The organism is Streptomyces sp. URMC 124, assembly GCF_051386455.1.
GTDB lineage: Bacteria > Actinomycetota > Actinomycetes > Streptomycetales > Streptomycetaceae > Streptomyces.
In genome coordinates this window covers 1-2,898 of sequence record NZ_JBPQTS010000293.1, presented here as the reverse complement: position 1 = coordinate 2,898, position 2,898 = coordinate 1, and the positions used below count along the sequence as shown (strand labels likewise).

4 protein-coding genes are annotated in these 2,898 nt (G+C 73.9%); 3 read left to right on the top strand and 1 reads right to left on the bottom strand.

The features are described 5' to 3' along the window. Nucleotides 1-43 precede the first annotated feature (43 nt). Complete coding sequence (locus tag ACSNOG_RS32345; protein ID WP_436756269.1) at nucleotides 44-742, bottom strand: B3/B4 domain-containing protein; 699 nt, start codon at nucleotides 740-742, stop codon at nucleotides 44-46. Nucleotides 743-874: 132 nt separating this feature from the next. Between ACSNOG_RS32345 and ACSNOG_RS32340 the strand changes: the two genes are divergently transcribed. The 3 genes from ACSNOG_RS32340 (at nucleotide 875) to ACSNOG_RS32330 (ending at nucleotide 2,824) form a co-directional block, all read left to right on the top strand. Further along, nucleotides 875-1,486 carry a helix-turn-helix domain-containing protein gene (locus ACSNOG_RS32340; protein WP_436756268.1) on the top strand — a complete coding sequence of 204 codons (612 nt, stop codon included), beginning with the start codon at nucleotides 875-877 and terminating at the stop codon, nucleotides 1,484-1,486. Nucleotides 1,487-1,652: 166 nt separating this feature from the next. Beyond that, nucleotides 1,653-1,949 (top strand): type II toxin-antitoxin system VapB family antitoxin, encoded by a 297-nt coding sequence (locus tag ACSNOG_RS32335; RefSeq protein WP_030368795.1) that lies wholly within the window; start codon nucleotides 1,653-1,655, stop codon nucleotides 1,947-1,949. 155 nt (nucleotides 1,950-2,104) lie between these two features. Beyond that, nucleotides 2,105-2,824 (top strand): LytR C-terminal domain-containing protein, encoded by a 720-nt coding sequence (locus tag ACSNOG_RS32330; protein WP_436756267.1) that lies wholly within the window; start codon nucleotides 2,105-2,107, stop codon nucleotides 2,822-2,824. Nucleotides 2,825-2,898: the final 74 nt, after the last annotated feature.

Here is a 2,898-nt window from a genome sequence, read left to right as displayed (position 1 = left end):
CGTCCTTCCCCCGCCTCCCCGTCCTTCCCCGTCCCTTTCCCGGTCAGACCAGGCGCGAGACCGCGCGCAGGTCCGGCGCGCGCTCGCGCAGCCGGGCGAGGAGGTCGTCGGCGGCGGCGTGCAGGGCGTCGAGCGGCATGGGGTCGAGCCGCTCCAGCAGGAACAGGGCGCTCGTGGACTTCTCGGTGATGCGGGTGCGGACGCACTGGCGGTGGTTCCAGCGGCGGCAGGTGACCCCGAGGTCGTCGCGCCAGACCACCTCGCCGGGCTCGGGGTGCTCGACGGCCGGGGCGCCGCCGGCCACCGTGTCGAACGGCTCGTCACCGGCGGCCCGCACCAGGCGCGGCGCACCGGCGTACGCGGCCAGGTCCTCGCCGCCGACAGGGAGGCGGTGGGTGACGGACACGGCGTTGTAGACGTCGACGAGGAGGTTGACCTCGGGCAGGCCCGCGGGCGCGCGGCGGATCAGGGCCTCGGCGCTGTTGCGCGTGCGCCCCGGCTTGGCGCCGAACGCGCCGTAGGCCGCGCGCCAGGCGGCGACGTGCGGATCGGCGGTGACGTCGAGGCCCTCGGTCGTCGCGGCGGCCCGCGCGAGCTGAGCGGACGACCAGGCGTCGCCGGGGCCGGCGGGCAGCCTGTCCGCCGCGATCACCAGCACGGTGAAGTCGGGCCGCAGCGCGCGGACGGCTTCCTCCACGCGCACGCTCGCCGCCGCTGCTTCGAGGTCCGGGTACGGGGACATGGGCGGTGCCGCCTTCCTGCGGGCGTCGCGCGGCCGGTCGCCGGGGTGTCGGCCTCCGGCTCGCCGGTCGTTTGGATGTGCTCGACGGTAGCATCAAACGACCGCGAGCCGGGAGGCGCGAAGATGACGGGCATGAGCGGGAACACCGGAGCAACGGCGGACGCGGGCGAGCCCGGCGACGACAGGTCGGTCATGGAGGCCGTCGCCGCCCGCGTGCGGGCGCTGCGCAAGGACCGGGGCTGGAGCCTCGACGCCCTCGCCACCCGCGCCCGCGTCAGCAAGGGCATGCTCGTCGCCCTGGAGAACGCCCGCTCCAACCCCAACCTCGCCACCCTGGTCCGCCTCTGCGACGCCTTCGGCGTCCCCCTGACCGAGCTGCTGCAGCAGCCCGCGGCGCCGCTGCTGCAGCCCACGCCGCCCGACGGCCAGCCCGTCCTGTGGAGCGGCCCGGACGGCGGCAGGGGCCTGCTCGTCACCGGGGCCGCCCCGCCCGTGGGCGCCGAGTTGTGGCACTGGCGGCTCGCGCCCGGCGAGGAGCACCGCAGCGAGGCCCACGTGCTCGGCACGGTGGAGCTCCTCCACGTGCTGCGCGGCACCCTCGCCGTGTCCGTCGCAGGACAGGAGGTCGTCCTTCCGCAGGGGTACGGACTCCGCATGGCGGGCGATCGGCCCCACTCCTACGCGAACCGTACGGAGTCGGAGGTCGAGTACTCCGGTGTCGTGCTCGTACCGCCGCACGGCTGACCCCGGGTGGACGGCCGGAGTGCTCCGGCCGCGTCCACAGGCTGTGGGCAATGTCCCGCGCGGCGCGCCGAAGGGCCCCCGCTGCTCCTGGTATGCGGCCGATTGTCGCCTTCGCGCTCCCGTGCCGTGGCTGCGCCGGGAGCCTGTCGCCCGGTAGGCTTTCCGTGTGATCTTCAAGCGCATCGGAAACGGGCGGCCGTACCCCGACCACGGCCGGGAGAGCACCCGGCAGTGGGCGGACGTCGCCCCGCGCCCGGTGCGGCTCGACCAGCTGGTGACCACCAAGCAGCAGCTCGACCTGGAGACCCTCCTGGCCGAGGACTCGACGTTCTACGGCGACCTCTTCGCCCACGTCGTCAAGTGGCACGGCGACCTCTACCTCGAGGACGGCCTGCACCGCGCCGTGCGCGCCGCGCTCCAGCAGCGCCAGGTGCTCCACGCCCGCGTGCTCGAACTGGGCTAGCGAAGGCCGGCCGGGCCGCGCGCCCGTGCGGGGCTTCAGGCGCCCGGGGCCGTTCGGAGACTGTTTCCGGCCGTTGTTCGGCCTTTCGGGTTGGGCCGCGCGAACCCATTGATCATTTAGTAGGCAGCGGCCCCGGCCCGCACTACGCTGCGCCCATGAGCATGCTCACCCCTCCCGGCATGGGCAGGAAGTACCGCATTACGGGCAAGCGATTCCCGCACATGCGCCGCCCCAGAAACCGCCGCAGGATCGTGCTCGCCGCAGTCACCTCAGCCGTCGCGTTCTCCCTGGCGGGATGGGGGACCTTCCAGCTCGTCGACGTCTTCACCGGGGGCCCCGGCGAGACCCGGGCCCACGGAGCGGGCGCGAAGGGCGGGAAGGGGGCGAAGGACGGCGACTGCAAGGCGGCGGACGAGGGCGCGGAGCCGGAACAGCTGCCACGGCCCTCCGACATCACCGTCAACGTCTACAACGCGACTCCGCGCGGCGGACTCGCGAAGATCACCGCGGACGAGCTCAGGAACCGCGGCTTCAGGATCGGAAAGGTGGGCAACGCGCCCGCCCTCTACGACAAGAAGGTCGAGCGGGTGGGCCTGCTGATCGGCGCCCCGACGGCCGCCGAGACGGCGCTCAGAGTCGTCGGCACCCAGATGGCCGGGGCCGAGGTCAAGAACGACGCCCGCGCGGCCGACGAAGAGGTCGACCTGGTCATCGGCAACGAGTACAAGGAGCTCACGGCGCGGCAGGACGCCGACCGCGCCCTGACCGACATGGGCGTCGAGCCCGGGCAGGCGCCCCCTTCGGACGCCCCCTCCTCGCCGCCCCCGTCACCCTCGAAAGCGGCCTCCCCGGCGCCGAAGCCCTCGAAGTGCTGAGGAAAGCGCTGAGGTAAGCGCTGAGAAAAGCCAAGCGCTGAGAAAAAACCGGGAGCCGGGGGGGGGGGGGGGGG

What these genes read in the sequence shown, in the direction of transcription:
- ACSNOG_RS32345 (WP_436756269.1), bottom strand. Translation starts at nt 742, where the DNA reads ATGTCCCCGTACCCGGACCTCGAAGCAGCGGCGGCGAGCGTGCGCGTG.
- ACSNOG_RS32340 (WP_436756268.1), top strand. Translation starts at nt 875, where the DNA reads ATGAGCGGGAACACCGGAGCAACGGCGGACGCGGGCGAGCCCGGCGAC.
- ACSNOG_RS32330 (WP_436756267.1), top strand. Translation starts at nt 2,105, where the DNA reads ATGAGCATGCTCACCCCTCCCGGCATGGGCAGGAAGTACCGCATTACG.